Here is a 16,773-nt window from a genome sequence, read left to right as displayed (position 1 = left end):
GATTGTTTGGGATTCGCTAATTATTCCCATTTCAAGTGCTTAGAGAAAAATAAAAGATGATAAGGAAGGGAGTTTGTCCAATAAGGCCAGCTATGAGCACCTGGCCGCTCCGTATATTCATGGTCAGTTTCATTCTTCAATAAAAGCTCATGAATTTGCCTATTGGTAGCAATCAGAAAATCATCGACACCAACGTCAATTGTTAAAGCAACTCCATTTGTTTTCATTTTATCGACAAATCCAACTGCAGTGAAAGTATTAAAAGGCGCATCATAAACCAGGTCATCTCCAAGCATTGCTTTTTGCTGTGAATTTCTGGATTCCCGAAATCCATCAGGAACATTCCAAAGCCGGGTGTCAATATTCATAACTCCGCTCATGCTTCCAGCAGCAATAAACAATTCTGGGTGCTTGGCAGAAAGCATCATGGCTCCATGTCCTCCCATAGAAAGACCCGAAATTGCACGGGATTCTCTTTTAGCTAAGGTTTTATAGTTTTTGTCAATTTCAGGGATTAACTCTTTAATGATATAGGTTTCATACTGAACAGAATCCATCAATGGACTGTCATAATAATAGCTTGAAGGTCCCACTCCCGGGGTTACGATGATTAAATTATATTCTTCTGCCATCCGGTTGACTAGGCCTGGCTCTGTGACTTTTTTATGCCAGTCATCGAAGGCACCACTTCCGCCGTGCAACAGGTAAATGACAGGGTATTTTTCTGATGATGTTTCATATCCAGCCGGTTTGGTTACAGCAGCCTTCAGTGTTTTATTCATCGCAGCACTAAACACCTCTATGGTGTCTACTTTGGCTTGAGCCCAGATTAAATTAGGCAGAATAATAAAGATGAAAAGTAGAGAGGTTCTCATTTGTTTGGGAGATTTTGGGTTGGGTTAAGGTGGTAAATTAAAAATTATTTGAGAATAAATTTAGTCCAGACATGATCTATGTCATTTTTAAGGACAGGGTTAAATTGTATCTTTCTAAAATAAGCCATGAAAAATCAATACCTGCAGAATACCGTCAATTTGCTACTGGCAATCGTTCTTGGAGCAATAATTCTTAAGGAAGGAGATTTTATACTAGTGCCATTAGTTTGGGGAGCTTTTTTTGCATTTGCTCTTAATCCCTTGTCTAATTGGTTTGAACTTCGAAGAATTCCAAGGGGCTTATCTATTTTCTTGAGTATTTTACTAGTGAGTATCCTTTTTCTGGGATTGATGTATTTGATGCTAGATCAAATGATAGGACTCATCGGTGAGTTTCCAAAAATTGGTGATTCGCTAATGCAAAAAGTCGGGAACTATAGAAATGATTTGAATGAATTACTAGGTGTACAAGTTCCACAATTTGACTCCATTTTCGATACTGAAGCGATCGAATGGAGTAAGGTTAATGAAACGGTTTTTGCAACTGGTCAATCCATAACATTAGCAGGTATCATTCCCTTGTACATTTTTTTGTTGATGTATTATAAAGATTTTTTTGTTGAATTTCTCTTCAAGAGATCTTCTGAATCAAATGTAGAGGTATTGAATTGGGCAGAAGAAACTGGAAAAGTGATTCAACATTACCTGGGAGGGATACTCAAAGTTTCAGTGATAGTAGCCTTATTGGCAGGATTGTTTTTCTACCTAATAGGGCTGAAATACTTTCTGCTTTTTGCCGTGTTTATAGCCTTGATGAATTTAATCCCTTATGTGGGAGTCTTTATCAGTTCTTTTTTTGCCATTCTTTATGTTTTCTTGACCACTGATACGCTTTTCTATCCTTTTATTACATTTTTAGTCCTGTGGGGAATTCAATTGTTAGAAAATAATATCATCACCCCATTAGTAGTGGGAGCCCATGTACGAGTCAATGCCCTAGCGGTTTTATTGGCCATATTGATTGGGGGCTGGTTATGGGGGATATCGGGGATGGTTTTGTTTATCCCTTTGGTAGGTGTGCTTAAAATCACCTTGGAAAGAAATAGTTCCTTAAAAGCCTATGCTTATTTATTGGGTGATGACATTCCTATCTCAGAAAAAAATGAAAATTTCTGGAAACTGTTTAAGAAAAAACTGGGAGGGAAAAAGTAAGTTTTTAACTATGTAATGTATCTGACAATCATTCTTTTAGAAGTAGGTAAATATTCCATTCAAATAAAATTTTAAACTAATTTAAGAAACAAGGAACTATTCTTTTTCCATAATGATTGAACGTTCATTCATTATGGAAAAACTATCAGATAAAAAGACCAGTATTTTCGATAGCGCTCTTGAATTAATCAATGAGCACGGCTTTCATGGCTGCCCTATAAGCCAAGTAGCTAAAAATGCAGGTGTAGCAGCAGGTACCATCTATACCTATTTTCAAAGTAAGGATGAATTGATCTTGGGTCTGTTTGAATATGCTTCACAACAGATCAAAAACTTCGTGTCATCAAAGGATGATAGGAAACTCAATTTTGAAGAACGTTTTTTTAATTACTGGAGAAATCTCTCTGAGTTTTATTTTAAAAACCCATCTATTCACGGCTTTTACGATCAATTTCTCAATTCTCCTTTTAACTCTGAGGAGAATCAAAATAAACCCAATATCTGGCATGAGTGGTGCTATTCATTTTTCGAAATGGGAGTAGAAGAAGGTGCCATCAAAAAAATAAATCCTGTTATCCTTTCCATCATGGTTAATACCAATGTGAATTCTATTGTCAAGGTGAGAAAGAGTTTTGGGAAAAAGCTGGCGAAAAACAATTTGGACCTGGAAGAAATACCTAACCTCATTTGGGCTGGTATCAAAAAATAGATTCATAGAAAATTAAAGAAATCAAATTATTCAATTTCAATTTTATGTTTAACAAAAAAGTTTTACTCGTTGCTTTAAGCATATTGCTTATTTCAACAAGTAGCTACGGACAAGATGAATCGCCTATCCCTCAAGGTGATATTAGTCTTGATCAGGTTTTGGAGTATGCATTGCTCAATAGCCCCTTGATCCGTCAATCTCAGATTGATGAGGAAATTGGAGATCATGAGATCAAAGCCAGTTTGGCGGGTTGGTTTCCTCAGGTTGATGTATCGGCAGGAGGAAATTATAATATCAAATTACAGACCCAGGTAATTGGTGATCAGTTGATCACCTTTGGTCAGCCTTGGAACTCTAATGTACTTTTTCAGGTAAACCAGACTCTTTTTAACCGAGATCAGCTATTTGCTTCAAAAAGTTCAAAATATTATCGGGAACAGCTTGAAGATGCAATTGAAAATACCCGGATCAATACCATTGTTGAGGTAAGCAAAGCTTACTATGATATTTTATTGGCTGGAGAGCAACTCAACATCCTAAAGGAGAATATTGGTCGGCTTCAAAAGCAGCTTCAAGATGCCAAAAACAGATATGAATCTGGCTTAGTAGATAAGACCGACTATCAGAGAGCAAGTATCGCTTTATCCAATGAAGAAAGTGACTTGAACCGCGTAGAAACTTCTTTCAAAGCTAAATATGCTTATCTAAAGCAATTGATGGGATATCCTGATGAGTTGGATTTTACTCTTGTTTTTGATCGGGAAGAAATGATTTCCGAAATCTATATGGATGATACTGAGCCTCTCATTTTGGAAAACAGAGTTGAGTATCAAATCATGCAGACACAGCAGACATTGACCGAAATCCAGTCTAGCTACGAAAAATGGAATTACCTGCCTGAGCTTTCTGCGAATTACAGGTACAACTGGCTTTATTTCAACGAAAGCTTTTCCAATTTATATAATCAGGCTTACCCAACTTCTTCAGTGGGGTTGACACTTTCTCTCCCAATCTTCAAAGGAGGCGAAAGAAATCACAGAGTTAGGGTTGCCAACCTTCAGGTCGAAAGAGGAGCAATTGATTTACAGAACTTAGGAAGTCAAATCAGGACGGAATACGAAGTAGCACTTTCTGATTATCAAAGTAGCATTTACGAGTGGGAGAATATCCGGGAGAATATGGAGATGGCAGAAGAAGTCTATGATATCATAAAGCTTCAATACGATGAGGGAATCAAGGCATATGTGGAATTGGTTGTGGCTGAATCTGATTTAAGAACAGCTCAAATCAATCACCTAAATGCAATTTTCCAGGTTTTGGAGAGCAAGCTTGATCTTCAAAAAGCTTTAGGAATCATCGAATAAAATTAAACAGGAATCTATAATTCAATATATAATGAAATCAAATTTTAGCATTGTAGCCTTTTCAGCGCTGATTTTTACGGTTATGTCTTGCGGTACAAAACAACAGGCAGGACCACCAACACCTACTGCAGTCTTAGTAGACACCTATCAGGTTGTAAAAAAGTCTGTAACGGGTGTGGATACTTACCCAGCGACTCTAGTTCCCTTGAATGAGGTGGAGCTCAGACCCCAAATTAGCGGATACATCACTAATATCTACATTAAGGATGGACAGGAAGTCAAGAAAGGGCAGAGATTATATGAGATTGACCGCAGCAAATATGCAGCAGCACAGCAGCAAGCAGAGGCAAATTTAGCAAGTGCTGAAGCTAACTATAATAAGTTGGTCAAAGATTTTGAGCGATATAAAAGGCTAGACGAGCAAGACGCGATTGCCAAACAGCAATTGGATCATGCGGAAACAGCAGTTTTGGATGCGAAATCTCAAATGGCTTTTGCAAAAGCACAGCTGGAGTCCTCAAAAACTGATTATTCTTATTCTGTTTTGACGGCACCTTTTGATGGAACTGTGGGTATCTCCCAAGTAAGACTTGGATCTCAGGTTTCACCGGGACAGCCCTTGTTAAATACCCTTTCTTCAACAGATCCCATGGCATTGAATTTTGTGATTAATGAAAAAGAGATTCCTCGCTTTAATCGTTTACTCAGAGCTGAGGAAAAACTTGATTCTTTAATGACAATCCAGCTGAGTGACGGAAGTATTTATCCCTATTCTGGAGAATTTACTACCATCGATAGAGCAGTAGGGAGACATTCTGGAACGATCAACATCAGAGTGAATTTCCCCAACCCTGACAAAGAATTGATTGCGGGGATGACAGTGAATTTGAGAGTGTTGAATCAGGATATTGGCGAGCAATTGACGATACCATATCAATCTGTTACGGAGCAAATGGGAGAGTACTTTGTGTATGTAGTACAGGATGATAACACTGTAAAGCAGCAAGTAGTCCAATTGGGAACCCAAATCGGAGAAAATATAGTCGTAAGGAATGGGTTGCAGGAAGGAGTAAAGATCGTGGTGAATGGGATCCAGAAACTTCGTGAGGGCGCTCAGATTACAGAGCAAACAGCTGCCCAATAAATCTTTTTTAAAGACTTGATTAAATAACAGATGATATCAGATGTATTTATAAAACGGCCGGTAACTGCAATGGTCATATCCATTGTGATAGTGCTGGTGGGAGTATTAGCGATTTTAAATCTTCCTGTGACCCAATACCCGGATATTACTCCTCCAGTGGTATCCGTCGCTGCAAATTATACAGGTGCAGATGCCAAAACGGTGGAGCAAACCGTAGCCACTCCAATTGAAACACAAGTGAATGGAACGCCTGGAATGGCATACATATCTTCCAATAATACCAGTACGGGGCAGATGCAAATGAATGTCACTTTCGAGGTGGGGACTGATATTGACATTGCCACGTTGGATGTTCAGAACAGGGTATCCATTGCGGAGCCTTCTCTTCCTGAGGCCGTACGGCGTTTGGGAGTAGTGGTAAGAAAAAGGAACCCATCAATCATGATGGTGCTAAGTATCACTTCCCCAGAGGGAACTCATGATCGGAAGTTTCTATCCAATTACGCCAATATTTTTATCAAGGATGCCTTGTTGAGAGTGGATGGGGTAGGAGATATTACAGCCATTGGACAGGACTTTAGTATGCGAGTATGGCTTCAGCCTGATAAACTTGCACAATATGGTATTACTGCAAGAGAAGTGACTTCAGCCATTCAGGAACAGAACCTTCAAGTAGCTGCTGGTACTGTTGGGAGTATGCCTCAATACGATTATCAAGCTTTCGAATATCCAATTACCGTTAATGGTCGATTAGAGCGAGCAGAAGAGTTTGAAGATATCGTGTTAAGAACGAATCCGCAGGATGGCTCTATCGTGTTTTTAAAAGATGTAGCTAGAATCGAGTTAGGACAATTTGATTATGGAAGGTATTCTACATTGGATGGAGAAGAATCAGCTATTCTCTTGATTTATCAGGCTCCAGGTAGTAACGCTCTGGAAACTGCCGAAGGAGTTTATGGTGCTTTGGATGAGTTGCAGGAGTCTTTCCCAACAGATATGAAGTATACGGTTCCATTTGAATCAGTTTCTGTGGTGGAGGTATCCATTGATGAGGTACTTCACACTTTTGGTGAAGCTTTATTGCTTGTGATCTTTGTAGTGTTTTTGTTCTTACAGAGTTGGAGAGCAACTTTAGTTCCTGTATTAGCGATACCAGTTTCCATCATTGGTACATTTATTTTCTTCCCGCTATTAGGGTTTACGATCAATACCCTGACTCTATTTGGTTTTGTTCTCGCAATTGGAATTGTGGTAGATGATGCGATTGTCGTAGTGGAGGCAGTACAGCATTATATAGATTCCAGAAAAATCTCTGCAAAAGAAGCTACAAAGTTGGCGATGAAGGATATTACGGCACCGGTAATTGCTATAGCTTTGATCTTGAGTGCAGTATTTATTCCCGTTGGATTTATTCCTGGAATTGTAGGAAGAATGTACCAGCAATTTGCTATTACGATTGCCATCTCTGTATTGATTTCGGCGTTTGTAGCCTTGAGTTTAACTCCGGCACTTTGTACGCTACTGCTGAAACCATCTGAGGTAAATGAGCATGGAAAAGGCTTGAATAAGTTCTTTTACAAATTCAATTTATGGTTTGAGCGAACTACAAATAACTACACCAGTGGAGTAAAGGCTAGTATTAAAAGAGCACCGCTCGTCTTGATTTTACTCATCTGTATCTTTGCGGGAACATTTGGTTTGTTTCAAACCAAGCCCACTGGGTTCTTGCCAACTGAGGATGAGGGTAGATTATATATCACTTTAGAATTGCCAGAAGCATCTTCAAGTAACCGAACACAAGAAGTTATGAGCAAGATTAATACGATCCTTGCTGATACTGAAGGTATCAACCATGTGACGGGTATTGGTGGTTTAAACGTGATTAGCTTTTCCTTTAAATCAAATTCAGCGACTTTCTTTGTACAAATGGATCCCTGGGAGGAAAGGCAGGATCCATCCCTTCAGTTGGCTGGGATTATGGGGACCTTGAATCAGAAGTTCTCTTCTATCACTGAAGGAAACGTTGTGGTGGTTGCTCCACCAGCAATTCCTGGTTTAGGTAGAACAGGAGGTTTCAGCTTTATGCTAGAACAGCGTTCGAGTTCGGGAGATATCAAGGAGTTAGAATCCGTGATGGGCCAATTCCTTGCTGCAGCAAACCAGCGACCTGAGATTGCAATGGCCTACAGTTTCTTTAATGCAAAGACTCCAGGCTATCATGTCACAGTAGATCGAGAAAAAGCGAAAAAACTGGGAGTTCCTTTGACTGAAATCTTCACCACCATGTCAAATTACATGGGAAGTGCTTATGTGAATGACTTTACCAGATATGGAAGAAACTTCCGTGTTGTAGCACAAGCGGATACCTCTTACCGTGCTGGAATAGACGATTTACAGCAATATTATGTGAAAAGTACAGGTGGAGAGACAGTGCCGCTAAGTGCATTGGTAAATTATGAAGTGGTAGAGAATGCTTCTGCAATTGCGCATTACAATCTATTTAGATCGGTTGAGATAAATGGAAATGCAGCGCCAGGCTATAGTAGTGGTCAAGCGATAACTGCTTTAGAAGAAGTTGCGGCAGAAGTTCTGCCAGCAGGTTATGGCTATGATTTCTCAGGTTTGAGCCGTGAGGAACTTTCTTCTGGAAATAGCACAATCCTGATTTTTGCACTGGCAATTGTCTTGGTTTCCTTACTTTTGGCAGCCTTATATGAGAGTTGGTCTGTACCATTCTCGGTTTTACTTGCACTTCCATTAGGTGCATTTGGAGCCATCATTGCTTTGCATTTCTTACCGAAGTTGGATAATAATATTTATGCCCAAATTGGTTTGATTACCTTGATCGGCTTGGCTGCAAAAAATGCTATTTTGATTGTAGAATTTGCAAAAGAGCGAGTTGATGTAGGAATGCCAATTCTGAAAGCGACCCTGGAAGCAGTTAAATTGAGATTGAGACCTATTATCATGACCTCAATGGCATTTATCCTAGGTGTGGTTCCTCTTGCCTTATCAAATGGGGCAGGGGCGGTAGCTAGGCAGACCATTGGCTGGACAGTGATTGGAGGGATGTTGGCAGCAACATTCTTAGCAATCTTCTTTGTGCCAGTTTTGTATGTGGTCATAACCAAAATAGCTTATGGGAAAAAGACTTTGGCTGAATTGGAAGCTAATTATGATCCGAGCGCACACGATCACCACTAGATCATCATTGTAATTAATATTAAGAATGCCCCCAATGAGTTATTGCTTTTCGGGGGCATTTTTCTTTTTCTTTTTGAAAGATTTTAAGGGTATAAAAAAAGCCGACACAGTAAATGTCGGCTCATTTTATAAAGTTTCAATTGAAGGTTATTTCCAGAAATCGGCATTTTCTATACCCACATCTTTGGCGATGAATTTTGGATCTTTGCCCTCTTTTTTCTGTTTTTTGTAATCCTTGAAGGCCTTCAAAGCAGGTTTCCTTAGTAATAGAATGGCGATTACGTTTAGCCATGCCATCATTCCAACACCGATATCTCCCATGGTCCAAGCAAGTGCTGCAGTCTTAATGGAACCATAAAAAGTAGCTCCTAAAAGACCAACTCTTAAAACCCATATTCCCCATCTGTTATTGGTGTTTCTGATTAAATAGCTCAGGTTAGTTTCTGCGATATAGTAATAAGCCATGATCGTCGTAAAAGCAAAAAACATTAAAGAAACTGCTACAAAGCCTTTTCCCAATGTTGGGAACTGAGTCCCTACAGCAAATTGCGTGTATTCAGGCCCGAAAGCTACTCCTGGCAGGTTTTCTACGATAAACCCTCCTTCAGGATTTACGACATTGTATTGTCCTGTAAAAAGGATCATCAAGGCAGTAGCGGTACAAACGAAGATGGTATCGACATAAACAGAAAAGCCTTGTACCAAGCCTTGCTTAACAGGGTGACTCACTTCAGCCGCCGCAGCAGCATGTGGTGCCGTTCCTTGTCCCGCTTCGTTAGAGTAGATTCCTCTTTTCACACCCCAAGCGATAGCCATTCCAAAAACACCACTAAAAGCAGCCTCTAAATTCATGGCTGATTTAATGATCAAGGCAAAAATGGATGGTACTTCTGCAATGTTTAAAATAATGATAACAACTGCCATTAGGATATAAGCTGCCGCCATAAACGGAATGACAATTTCAGCAACTTTACTAATTCTTTTAACTCCACCTAGGATGATCAAACTCAAAAGGGCAGTAATAATAATACCTGTATAAGTAACGGGGATGTTGAAAGCATTTTCAACGGATAAAGCAATACTGTTACTTTGAACTCCAGGCATGAAAATAGCCGTGGCCAGGATGGTAGCGAAGGCAAACAACATGGCATACCATTTTAGACCAATTCCTTTTTCGATATAATAGGCTGGTCCACCTCGATACTCTCCATTATCTACTTCTTTATATATCTGGCCTAAAGTAGATTCAACAAAAGCTGATGCTGCTCCTAAAAAAGCGATTACCCACATCCAAAATATAGCTCCAGGTCCTCCCATGGCTATGGCAGTGGCTACTCCGGCGATATTTCCTGTACCTACTCTTCCTGAGATGGCTATGGCAAAAGCTTGAAAAGAGGAAACTCCTTCTTTGGATGACTCTCCTCGAAAAAGAAGTTGAACCATTTCCTTGATATAAGTCACCTGAAGGAACTTGGTAGCAAAGGAAAAATAGATTCCCGCTCCAAGGCAAAGGAGTATCAAGGCATCACTCCAAACTACTGCATTTATTGCTTCTACTATCTCTTTCATTTTTTATTGGTATACTTCTAAATCTATAAAGTTTTCTTAAGCTTGGGTTTATTACGAACCCGAAGAAAGTGAAAATTCTGAGATTATAGCAGAAGAATCATTTTAAATGGGCTTAATTCATGATCGATTGCCTTTGAAAATTAGGTGTTATGGGAAAAAGCATACTTTTACTTAGATTTTCAAACTGAAAATTGCCTGATCGTAGCCCTTCTTATTAAGCACTAGCATAATCAATAGAGTTTTAGAAAAATATATTCTTAATAAAATTTTGAAGGTGAGGTAGGGCCAAATGTCAACTACTCATCTTTCTCCAAATAGCTGTTTATTATTTTTTCAGTTTCTTGATCTTCGGCTAATTCTAGTAAGGCCCGGTTTACATCGTATACTAGGCCTGAATTTATCGGAAATGCAAAACCATAGCCTTGTTTGAAATATTCAGCCTTTGCAAGATGTAAGTTTTTACTTTGATTTTGCTTGATATAATAGAGAAGCTGTGGTCTATCATAAACTACCGCCTCTACTTCTTTTGACTCCAGTTTGCTAATTGCTTCATCAAGTGAATTGGAATCAATTACTTTGGCTTTATTTTCTTTCAGGAATGTGGCGGAAGGAGATCCACTTAATGTGCTAGCCTTTTGGTTTGAAAGCTCCTCTATGTTCAAAATGGTAGATTCTCCAAGAGAATTTAAAGTCAAGGTGCTTGCTATGCCAGCTACCATGGACGTAGCAAAAATAATAGAGATAATAATCCAAGTCCCCGTAATGATTCTCCCTGCAAGAGTAACTGGGGCTTTGTCCCCATAGCCGACCGTACTCATAGTCACCACAGCAAGCCACATTCCGTTTCCGATCCCATTGATAGGATCTTTTGGAAATTGCTCTGGAGAGTTTTTTCGCTCAGCTAACCATAATAAAGTACCTACAAGGCTTAAAATAAATAAAAATATAGCCACCGCTATTAATAATTTGAAGCTAAAGAAAGGTTTGACTTTCTGCCAAAGCGTCAATTCATCAGACCTTGATACTATTGATAAACTTGAATTATAGAAGGGTTGGGAAAAACGCATGTTTTCCAATCTTGAGGAGGTGATGCTTATTGGACCGACCACTAGGTCCACATTTTCTTTTGCTAATTCGCTTAGCGCCAGATCCACTTGGTCGAAATATTGATAGCGATAATTCCAATTCTTTTTTGCAGCTAAATCCTCCCATATTTCTACAGCAATGCCTTTGTTTTCTACGCTATTTGAAAACACAAAGGGCTGACTACCAGCGATCCCTACGAGTAAGGTGTCAGTGGAAGGGACTTCCGATTGGGCAATAAGCTTAGAACTGCTTAGAAATAGAATAAGTAAAATAAAGGGGTAGTAGACCTTTCTGGACCTCATAATTGAAATTTAGGATTGTTAATAAATAACTCAGACTCTGATATGCAAATAGCTGAAATTTGCTTGCTGAGTCGCCAAATTTAATAGGGTGTATTTGGCTGGAAATTGGGCAGTTAATAGTTGATTTTAGTTAGAATATGGGCCAAATCAAAAAAAGTAAGGCAGTTTCTGAATCAAAAATAGTTGTCAGGTAAAAGAAATGAAAAAAAATAAGCTTTAGAAAAGTCAAATTTCAAAGAACTCAGATTCTTAACTAAAAGACTCAATCAGCACAAATATATTTTCCCAAGGATCCCTGGAAAAGAATCGATCACGCCATTCGATTTAGAATGAATAACTGATTTATAATTTTTCCTCGGGAAATAAAACCATATACTGGGACAGTCTTTATGTATCCTCGTCCTATGTTCATTTTAATCCATCTAGTTTCTGAGCAAGTTTAACTTTCGGGGCTAAATACATTTTTTGCTATTTAAAAATCAAAAAAAATATCATCCCTGGAGTATCATTTAAATCAACTGGCAATTCATTTTAAGATTTGATGATGAGAACTTAAAGTGTATTGAGGTGACGTGAATTAGAGTTTCAAATACGTTTAGCTACTCTAAATAATATGAATAGATTTTCATCGAAATAAAATCTGAAAGTAGCACTCACCTCTGTTCACAAAGCAATAGGAAGACTTGGATAAACAAGCACCCGAATTTGTTTTTTATTACAGCTCACCAAATAGTCCTTAGAGAGGGTAACAAAGAACAATAGCACTTGCGATTAGCAAGATTATAAGGTGTTTTTTAAAAATAATTTTTGCAATTAAAATCGAACAATATGATAGGAAAATTACTCAGAATATGTGTGCTGTTTATTTCAATTTTATACATAGTTCCAACGACCCAAGGGCAAATTGTTAATATAACACAAAATTTCGATTATTCAGGTGGTCCTATTCAACAATATATTATCCCTAGTGGGGTGACTAGTGTCGCAATTGAGGTCTTAGGAGCGGATGGGGGAAATATATTGGGGGGTTCGTTAGTCAGTGGAGGAAAAGGAGCAACTGCAATTGGTACATTCTCTGTAAATCCTGGTGATGTTCTAGAATTGAGAATTGGTGCCGCTGGACCAAATGCAACACTGCCTAAAGTAGGGGCTAATGGAATTTCAATGTTAAGTATAGCTCCTGGAGGAGGCGATGCTTCTGCAGTATACTTTATGAGCAATCCTTTAGTTATCGCAGGTGGAGGAGGCGGTAGCGGCGGCTCTGGTCCTGGCTTTGGTGGAACTAATACAACGACAGGTGGTACTTCAGGCGGCAACCCTGGGATTCCTGGAGGTTCAAATGGAAGCGGAGGACAAGGTGGAGGTTGGATTAGTGAAAGTGGCGCTGATGCTTACGGAGGCGGAGGCGGAGGTGGTTATCTAAGCGGCGGTGCAAACGGAGATAATTCTCTTAATATAGTTGATTTGCCAAGCGCCGGCCCCGGAGTTGGAGGAACAATCCTAAAAGGAGGAACCGGTGGAACCGGTGTCGATGCTGGTTTTGGTGGCGGTGGAGGTGGCGGTGGCTATAGTGGAGGTGGCGGGGCCTTTGGAGGTGGCGGGGCCTTTAATACTAGTATAACTAACGGCGGTGGCGGTGGATCCTACGTAAGAAATACTGCTACTAACGTCATGATTACCGCAGGTACAAAGGGCGGTGGCAACGGTAACAATGGCAAAGTCATTTTTGTTTTGAATCCAAATAAGCCACCCATTGCTGTAGCAAAAACCCTTACAGTCTCTGCTGATTCAAATTGTCAGGGTACGGCTACCGCTAGTCTTTTTGATGGAGGTTCGACAGATCCCGATGGCGATCCACTTACCTTCTCGGTCAGTCCTGTAGGACCTTATCCATTGGGCGTGACAGCCGTGAATTTGACTGTTGAAGACGGTAAAGGCGGTTCTAGCACAGCTGCTACGACTATTACTGTCGAGGATAATACCCCTCCAGTATTAATGGTTCAGGATGTTACCTTAGAAATTGGGCCTGATGGAACCGCAGATGCCGATCCCACTACTAATGGAGTACTTATTGCACAATATGATAACTGTGAATTTGAGCCCCCAATTATTTCTAATGGAGAAGTTTATACTTGTGCCAACATTGGAACTATCAGAATCAGTTTAACTTTTGAAGATTTTGCAGGGAATAAAACCTCTGCTTCCTATACGGTGACGATAACCGATCCAAATGGTTACTGCAATAAGCCACCGATCGCAGTTGCACAGCCTGTCACGGTCTCTGCAAATGCAAATTGTCAGGGTACCGCTACCGCTGCTGATTTTGACAATGGTTCCTCTGACCCAGATGGTGATGAGATTTCCTTTAGCGTAAGCCCGGCAGGGCCTTACTCGTTGGGTACAACACCAGTTACGTTAAGAGTTACCGATAGCAAAGGGGCATTCAGCGAAGCAGCTACCACCATTACAGTAGAAGATAACACTGCCCCAGTAGTGACTGTTCCTGCAGATATTACGGTGAGCAATGATCCTGGTACGTGCAGTGGCACTGTCAACGTGAGGGTATCTGCTACGGACAATTGTACCACCAGTGGAAACGGAGGCTTGATAACCTTAAGTGGCCTAGGTTCTGTAAATTCACTTGATTTCTATGTTAATGCTACTTTTCCAGTAGGAACTACTACCGTGACGGTGGACGCGGAAGATGCAGCAGGTAATAAAGCAGCTCAGCAGAGCTTTACCGTAACCGTAGTAGATACACAAGCACCTGTAGTGACTGTACCAGCACCCATCACTGTGAACAACGATGCCGATGCTTGTGGTGCAGTGGTGAACTTCAACGCAACTGTGGTTGATAATTGCCCTGGTGCTACCATCAGCTATAATATTGACCCCGGTTCATTTTTCCCAGTAGGGACTACTACTGTATTTGTAGATGCGGTTGATGCTGCGGGTAACGGAGCGATACAGCAGAGCTTTACCGTAACCGTAGTAGATATACAAGCTCCGGTGATTACCGTTCCGGCTTATATTACGACGGGCAATGATCCTAACAAGTGTGGTGCAGTGGTGAACTTCAATGCAACTGTGGCTGATAATTGCCCTGGTGCTACCATCAGCTATAATATTGACCCCGGTTCATTTTTCCCCGTAGGGACTACTACCGTAACGGTGGACGCTGTAGATGCAGCGGGCAACGGAGCGATACAGCAGAGCTTCAGGGTTACCGTACTAGATGCGGAAGCACCAGTGATCCCAATCTTGGCTGATGCGACAGGTGAATGCAGTGTGTCAGTTGGTGCTCCAACCACCACAGACAATTGTGGTGGTACAATCACAGGAACGACTACTGATCCAACTGAATATACAGCGCAAGGCACTTACCAAATCAATTGGACCTTTGATGATGGTAGTGGAAATAGATCTACTGCTATTCAAAATGTCATTGTAAAAGATGTAACTGCTCCGGTGATTACCGTAATAACGCCAACACCAACGGCAGTACTGGGCTTAACAAACACAGTGACGCTGCAGGCAACTGATATTTTTGCAGCGACCGATAACTGTAGTGATGTGGTATTTAGCCCAACATCCTTTACGTTTGATTGCGACAACCTGGGCGACAATGTCGTTTCGGTAACTGTAACGGATGCAGTCGGTAATACAGCCAATGCTGATGCCACGGTGACTATATTTGATAATGTACCTTTAACCATTGATGCTTCCGAATCAGGTACTCCTGTTCCGCTAGGAAACGATGCAGTTCTAAAAGCAACCGTATCTCCTGCTGTTGCGGGAGTTGAGGTAACATTCTCCTTAGATAATGGAGTCTATGAGGAAATCGCTTTGACAGATGATTCAGGTTTGGCAACAATAACTTTATCAGCGGATGATGAATTAATTAGCCTACCAGTTGTCTATAAAATATCAGCAACTATAGTTGAATGTACAGGACTCGTAGAATCTGTGGCTTACTTACCGATTTATGATCCGAATGGAAACTTTGTCACCGGTGGTGGCTGGATTATGTCTCCAGAAGGGGCATATATGGCAGATAAAAGCCTGACAGGTAAAGCAAACTTTGGATTTGTTTCTAAGTACAAGAAGGGATCCAGCCAAGTGGATGGAAATACTGAATTCCAATTCAAAGCAGCAGATTTGAACTTCAAGTCCACCTTACATGAATCAGGTACTTTGGTGATATCCGGTAAGAAAGCTACATACAGAGGTGAAGGAACCATCAATGGAGTTCCAGGATATAAATTTACCTTAGTTGCTCTCGATGGAGACTATAACGGTGGATCTGTTCCGGATGAATTCCGAATCAAAATCTGGGGCGACTCAGGCCTCATCTATGATAACGGTAAAGGAGCTGATGATAACTCGGATGTTGCTACAGTCTTGGGGGGTGGTTCAATTGCCATCCATCAGGCAAAAGGCAAGAATAAGAGAGTGGTCACTGATTTGGTAACTGTTCCTTGGAACACTTCTTCTGAAGAAATCGAGAAAATGATCACAAGTATGAGTTCTGATTGGTTTGAAGGAAAAGACATCGACCTGACCATCAATACTGAATCGTATAATTCCCTTCAGTCCGGACTCTATAAGTTTAACACAGGACTGGCAGAAAACGATTGGTTTATACTTGAGGAACCGATAACAGTGAATGTGCTTGTAGAAGATAAGCCATTGGCATCCGATATTAAGTTGAGCAATACCATCCTTAAGAGAGATACCAGAAATGGAAGTGTGATTGGTGATCTAAGAACGATTGATGCTGTGGATGATCAGCATACCTATGCCATCGCTGAGAATGCTGATTTTGAACTGGTTGGTAAATCAATCATTTGGAAAGGTGCTAAAATACCTGCCACAGCAAGGATTACAGTATTTAGTACCGATCGTGCAGGCCAGACCATCGAAAGGGTGATTGAGCTAAGCCGTGAACCTAAATTCGGAGATTTCAATATGTATCCGAATCCTACAGAATCTGATGTGACCCTTGAAATTGAACTGGATCAAACAGTCAATGTGGGGATCAGGATCTTTGATGCTGTCGGAAGATTGGTTTATGAGAAAGAAGGAGTAGAAAGCGGAAACGCAGTCTATAAGATCAATATTGACCATTTGAGTTCAGGACTGTATACGGTGCAGATAAGAACCGGTCAGCTGGTTATGAACAAGCGATTGATCAAAAAGTAAAAGCCTAATTACACATAAAAGCCTCTCCTGTTGTAAGGAGAGGCTTTTTTTGTTACCGAATTTTTGAAGTGATAGAATTTTTGGGAGCGTCTTGTATTAAATTATC

General features: G+C 40.4%; 9 protein-coding genes. 6 read left to right on the top strand and 3 right to left on the bottom strand.

Annotated elements, in window-relative coordinates:
- Positions 1–20: 20 nt before the first annotated feature.
- Positions 21–875 carry an alpha/beta hydrolase gene (locus ALPR1_RS13810; protein ID WP_008201562.1) on the bottom strand — a complete coding sequence of 285 codons (855 nt, stop codon included), beginning with the start codon at positions 873–875 and terminating at the stop codon, positions 21–23.
- 126 nt (positions 876–1,001) lie between these two features.
- On the opposite strand from ALPR1_RS13810, the gene ALPR1_RS13805 reads away from it, so the two are divergent.
- The 5 genes from ALPR1_RS13805 to ALPR1_RS13785 all read left to right on the top strand — a co-directional run bounded on the left by ALPR1_RS13805 (position 1,002) and on the right by ALPR1_RS13785 (position 8,508).
- Positions 1,002–2,087, top strand: coding sequence for an AI-2E family transporter (locus ALPR1_RS13805; RefSeq protein ID WP_008201561.1), 1,086 nt, complete (start codon positions 1,002–1,004; stop codon positions 2,085–2,087).
- A gap of 133 nt (positions 2,088–2,220) precedes the next feature.
- On the top strand, positions 2,221–2,796 hold the full coding sequence (locus ALPR1_RS13800; RefSeq protein ID WP_008201560.1) for a TetR/AcrR family transcriptional regulator: 576 nt from the start codon (positions 2,221–2,223) through the stop codon (positions 2,794–2,796).
- Between the two features lie 44 nt (positions 2,797–2,840).
- The gene (locus tag ALPR1_RS13795) at positions 2,841–4,160 is read left to right on the top strand and encodes a TolC family protein (RefSeq protein WP_008201559.1); all 1,320 of its coding nucleotides are present in this window, start codon (positions 2,841–2,843) and stop codon (positions 4,158–4,160) included.
- 31 nt (positions 4,161–4,191) lie between these two features.
- Positions 4,192–5,304, top strand: coding sequence for an efflux RND transporter periplasmic adaptor subunit (locus ALPR1_RS13790; protein ID WP_008201557.1), 1,113 nt, complete (start codon positions 4,192–4,194; stop codon positions 5,302–5,304).
- A 30-nt stretch (positions 5,305–5,334) separates the two neighbouring features.
- A complete protein-coding gene (locus tag ALPR1_RS13785) occupies positions 5,335–8,508 on the top strand; it encodes an efflux RND transporter permease subunit (protein WP_008201556.1) in 3,174 nt (1,057 codons plus the stop codon).
- 147 nt (positions 8,509–8,655) lie between these two features.
- Here ALPR1_RS13785 and ALPR1_RS13780 read toward each other — a convergent pair whose 3' ends face one another.
- Both ALPR1_RS13780 and ALPR1_RS13775 read right to left on the bottom strand, forming a co-directional pair.
- On the bottom strand, positions 8,656–10,077 hold the full coding sequence (locus tag ALPR1_RS13780) for an alanine/glycine:cation symporter family protein (RefSeq protein ID WP_008201555.1): 1,422 nt from the start codon (positions 10,075–10,077) through the stop codon (positions 8,656–8,658).
- 296 nt (positions 10,078–10,373) lie between these two features.
- Positions 10,374–11,465, bottom strand: coding sequence for a transporter substrate-binding domain-containing protein (locus ALPR1_RS13775; RefSeq protein ID WP_008201552.1), 1,092 nt, complete (start codon positions 11,463–11,465; stop codon positions 10,374–10,376).
- Between the two features lie 828 nt (positions 11,466–12,293).
- Between ALPR1_RS13775 and ALPR1_RS20400 the strand changes: the two genes are divergently transcribed.
- The gene (locus ALPR1_RS20400) at positions 12,294–16,667 is read left to right on the top strand and encodes an HYR domain-containing protein (RefSeq protein ID WP_008201551.1); all 4,374 of its coding nucleotides are present in this window, start codon (positions 12,294–12,296) and stop codon (positions 16,665–16,667) included.
- The last annotated feature ends 106 nt before the right edge of the window (positions 16,668–16,773 follow it).

This window comes from Algoriphagus machipongonensis, from assembly GCF_000166275.1.
GTDB lineage: Bacteria > Bacteroidota > Bacteroidia > Cytophagales > Cyclobacteriaceae > Algoriphagus > Algoriphagus machipongonensis.
The sequence above is the reverse complement of the archived record's forward strand: the minus strand, read 5'-3'. Positions and strand labels throughout refer to the sequence as shown.